Annotated in this window: 3 protein-coding genes and 2 pseudogenes; all 5 read left to right on the top strand. The window is 51.7% G+C overall.

What is annotated here, in order from left to right:
• Window positions 1-475 (top strand): annotated as a pseudogene (locus RH85_RS11875) (conjugative transfer ATPase); the annotation flags it as partial.
• Window positions 472-1,440 carry a TIGR03756 family integrating conjugative element protein gene (locus RH85_RS11870; protein WP_006712490.1) on the top strand — a complete coding sequence of 323 codons (969 nt, stop codon included), beginning with the start codon at window positions 472-474 and terminating at the stop codon, window positions 1,438-1,440. The pseudogene RH85_RS11875 and the gene RH85_RS11870, both read left to right, overlap by 4 nt.
• A 16-nt stretch (window positions 1,441-1,456) precedes the next feature.
• Entirely contained in the window at window positions 1,457-2,716 is a 1,260-nt protein-coding gene (locus tag RH85_RS11865) for an integrating conjugative element protein (RefSeq protein ID WP_006712489.1), read from the top strand.
• Complete coding sequence (locus RH85_RS11860; RefSeq protein ID WP_006712488.1) at window positions 2,716-2,991, top strand: hypothetical protein; 276 nt, start codon at window positions 2,716-2,718, stop codon at window positions 2,989-2,991. The genes RH85_RS11865 and RH85_RS11860 overlap by 1 nt, the downstream gene beginning before the upstream one ends.
• A pseudogene (locus tag RH85_RS11855) lies at window positions 2,985-3,295 on the top strand (conjugal transfer protein TraG N-terminal domain-containing protein); the annotation flags it as partial. The gene RH85_RS11860 and the pseudogene RH85_RS11855, both read left to right, overlap by 7 nt.

Genomic DNA, 3,295 nt, shown 5'->3' with positions numbered 1-3,295 from the left:
GATTGCAACCAACCCATTGTTGGCGCCTTACGCGGTAAAAATCGTCAAGATGTGGCGAAAACTTCAAGCCTGGTTCTGGTTGGCCACTCAAGACCTCGCTGACTTCCCTGCGATTGCCAGAAAGATGCTCAACAACGCGGAATGGTGGGTGATGCTCAACATGCCAGAAGATGAGCTGACGAACTTAGAAGCGTTTAAAAAATTGCGTCCTGCAGAAAAAGAGCTCATTCGCTCAATGACCGCAGAAGACAACAAATTCAAAGAAGGGGTGGTCACTGGTCGTAACGACACCTTAATGGCGCGCTTTCGTATTGTCCCGCCCGCGCTTTATCTGGCTCTTGGGGAAACCGATGGTAAGGCGAAGAAAAAACGTCGCGATTTAATGCGTGAGCACGGCATTAGCGAGCTCGATGCGGCGCTACTCAAAGCCAAACAAATTGAGCTGGCACGTATGGATTACAGGGGGGAGCGATGAGAGCCATCAACTCACTCTTGATGCTGGGGTTTGCAGCAATGGCTACACCTTCTTTTGCAAGCTCTAATGCGCAAACGCAATCAGAGACAGGATTCAACACACTTGAGGTGCTTGCCAGCAGCGCGTGCCCTGAGTGCTTGGATTATGAAGTGATTGGGACTTGTGTCTGGATGACCTGCACACCGGTGGGATGTGAAACTGACACCTCAATCAAGGTCAAACACCGCCTACCGGATGCGGTGGTGATGAGCTACCCAGAAACCGGAGAGAGCCCATGGTCTGAGCTGCAGTGGCTATCGCCTGCTAATCCATTATCAGAGGCGGGCGGTAAGAGCCACCCACGCACAGTTCAAGGCGTAGACAACCCAACCACGGCGTTTAACAACGTCGATGTGATTGGTCATCCCGGTGTTGATTCGATTTATGGCCTATTAGGCTCGCTTGGCTACTTTGTGGAGAGTCCGGCGACATCCATGATGCCTTATTACCTCTCAAGCCTTGACCCACTTGGCTGGCGCTACAACCTGCCAGACCTTTTTACTTTAGACACTTGGAACCCAATGAGTGACACCCTTGGAAACTTTGGCAACGTTTTCCCAAGAGGCGGGTTTGCGCTGCAGCCTCATCCGTTTAAAGCGGCGGCGCTTGCGGCCTTTCGCGCGATGCACCTGGTGACAAGAGAAGGAGAGAGCCGCCTCTATCAGCCGCTGGTTGCAAAAAAACGTGCCGGATACTGGCCGCCAGAAGGGGTGGAAGCGGGTAATGATGAGACCGCCTTTCAGATGATTTACCCGCATAAGCAAGAAGATGCCTACCCGTGGCCTGAGTTTGATGACAGTACGACCACGACAGACCCTTATGCTGAGCTGCGCTCTGAAAAAGACGACTACGCCTGGGCGGTATGGCGAATGTACAAAGGCTGCGAACGTAAAGGCGCGAAATTAGTAGCCCATTTTGGCGAATAAATTGAGGACGATATCGATGAAACGATGTGCTTTGGCGTTGGCATTGACCAGCGCGCTCCCTGTGACCTTTCAAGCCAGTGCCGGCACCGATGTGCTGCATTACGCTATCGGCGGCGGTCCAGTCATCTCTCTACCGGCGCGCGAAGAGCGCATAAAAACCAAAACATTAGGTGTTGGCTGGGATATGAACTTGCAGTGTGGACTGCTCGACCCGAAAGTGACCATCAAAAACCAGCTCAACGGCGTCACTAGCGGCTTTCAAGACATGATGGGTGACATGCTCAGCAATGCCACCTCCGCGGTTGCAAGCTTACCCGGCTACTTCATCCAAAAAAGAGACCCCGGGCTTTATGACATGCTTACCAACGGGGTACTGCAAGGTAAGTTTGACTTTGATGATGGCCAGACCTCGTGTGAAAACATCACCGAAGAGATGGCAGGGGTGATTCAAGGCAGTGATTACAACACGGCAGCGCGAGCGCAAGCGTGGACACAAGCGGTGAAAAGTGGAGACGCGGTCAAGGCCAAAGAGCGCGCCATGAAAGAGATGGGCGATAACGGCATCACCTGGGTGGGTGGACAATCTCGCGGCGGTCGCAATCAGCCGCCACTGGACGCCCCAAAAGATGCCGCGATGGTGGGCTTTGACATGCTGGCCAATGACCAAGAAGCGAAAAACAAAGAGGGGATTTACCGCTACTGGACAAGTGCTGGCGAGATGTCCACTTGGCTTACCCAAGTTATCGGTAGCCGATCAGTACAAACGGGCATGGATAAGAGCAAAACCCGTGCTACGGCAGGGGTGGGCCTGAGCGCAGAGGTGACAAAAGAAACCCTAGCGCTTGAGAAAGAGCTGCGCTTGGCTATCGCAACAGGCAAAGAGAGCGAGCATTTTCCTCAGCCTCTTATCGATGCCTTGGTGGACAGCAAGGTAGATGACAACAACATGACGCGCATTGCCTCAGAGCTGGCTATCTCACACAGCATGGAAAAGGCCTTGCACGCACGACGTGCGCTGCTGACCGGGAAATATGAAGTCAATCTGGCTCAACATCAACTCGCTCAAGAAGAGATTAATCAAGCGGTCAACGTGCTTGAAAAAGAAATCGAGCTCCTAAAGTTTGAAGCCGAGACCAGACAAGCTATTGGTAGCCGAACCGCAACGCAAGTGGTGGAGCAATACCAACGTACACGCGCAGGGCAACTACCGATAGTGCCAGAAACGGATTCAGTGCTTTTACAGCAACAATTAACCCCAACACAGGATAATCAATAATGACAACACAATCCAAACCTCGGGCATCAAGATGGGTAAGCGCCCTTTTGCTGCTCGCTTTATTGCTGATTGGCGTCGCCCTGACCATCGTTCTCGATGAGAAGGTACTGGTCAGCCACGCCTACAGCGTACCCATGATGCTTTTTCGTAGTGCCACCTATGGCCTTTTGTTTATGAAAGCCAAAAAACGACATTTGGCCCCAATTGTGGTGGTCGCGGTCTTTAACGAACTGTTCATCTTCTTAACTTGGTCAGGAGCAATCACACTATGGTAGTCAACGATCCCCTTTCCGCCATCATGACCCTTGAAGGGTGGTATATTGCCAACAAGCTGATGGTCATTTTTAATCAGACCAACATCATGGTGTTCATGATGTGCATCATCGTTTTCCAAGTGTGGGTCGAAGTACTCCAAGAAGGGGAAGACGAAGGCAACAAAGGCTTGTTGGGACTTAATCGCATCGAGACCAAACAGATGCTCGCGTTTTTCGTGTGCGTTTTCTCAATCCTTCCGATTATCCCAATCAAGGTGAATACGCTGGTCATGAACCAAGAGCTCAGCACTCAATGTGGTGTAGG

It is taken from the genome of Vibrio ichthyoenteri ATCC 700023 (assembly GCF_000222605.1).
Classification (GTDB): Bacteria; Pseudomonadota; Gammaproteobacteria; order Enterobacterales; family Vibrionaceae; genus Vibrio; species Vibrio ichthyoenteri.
This window is presented reverse-complemented; position numbering and strand designations above follow the sequence as displayed.

Bases quoted from the DNA above. Each gene is read 5' to 3' on its own strand.
- RH85_RS11870 (WP_006712490.1), top strand. From the start codon at position 472: ATGAGAGCCATCAACTCACTCTTGATGCTGGGGTTTGCAGCAATGGCT.
- RH85_RS11865 (WP_006712489.1), top strand. From the start codon at position 1,457: ATGAAACGATGTGCTTTGGCGTTGGCATTGACCAGCGCGCTCCCTGTG.
- RH85_RS11860 (WP_006712488.1), top strand. From the start codon at position 2,716: ATGACAACACAATCCAAACCTCGGGCATCAAGATGGGTAAGCGCCCTT.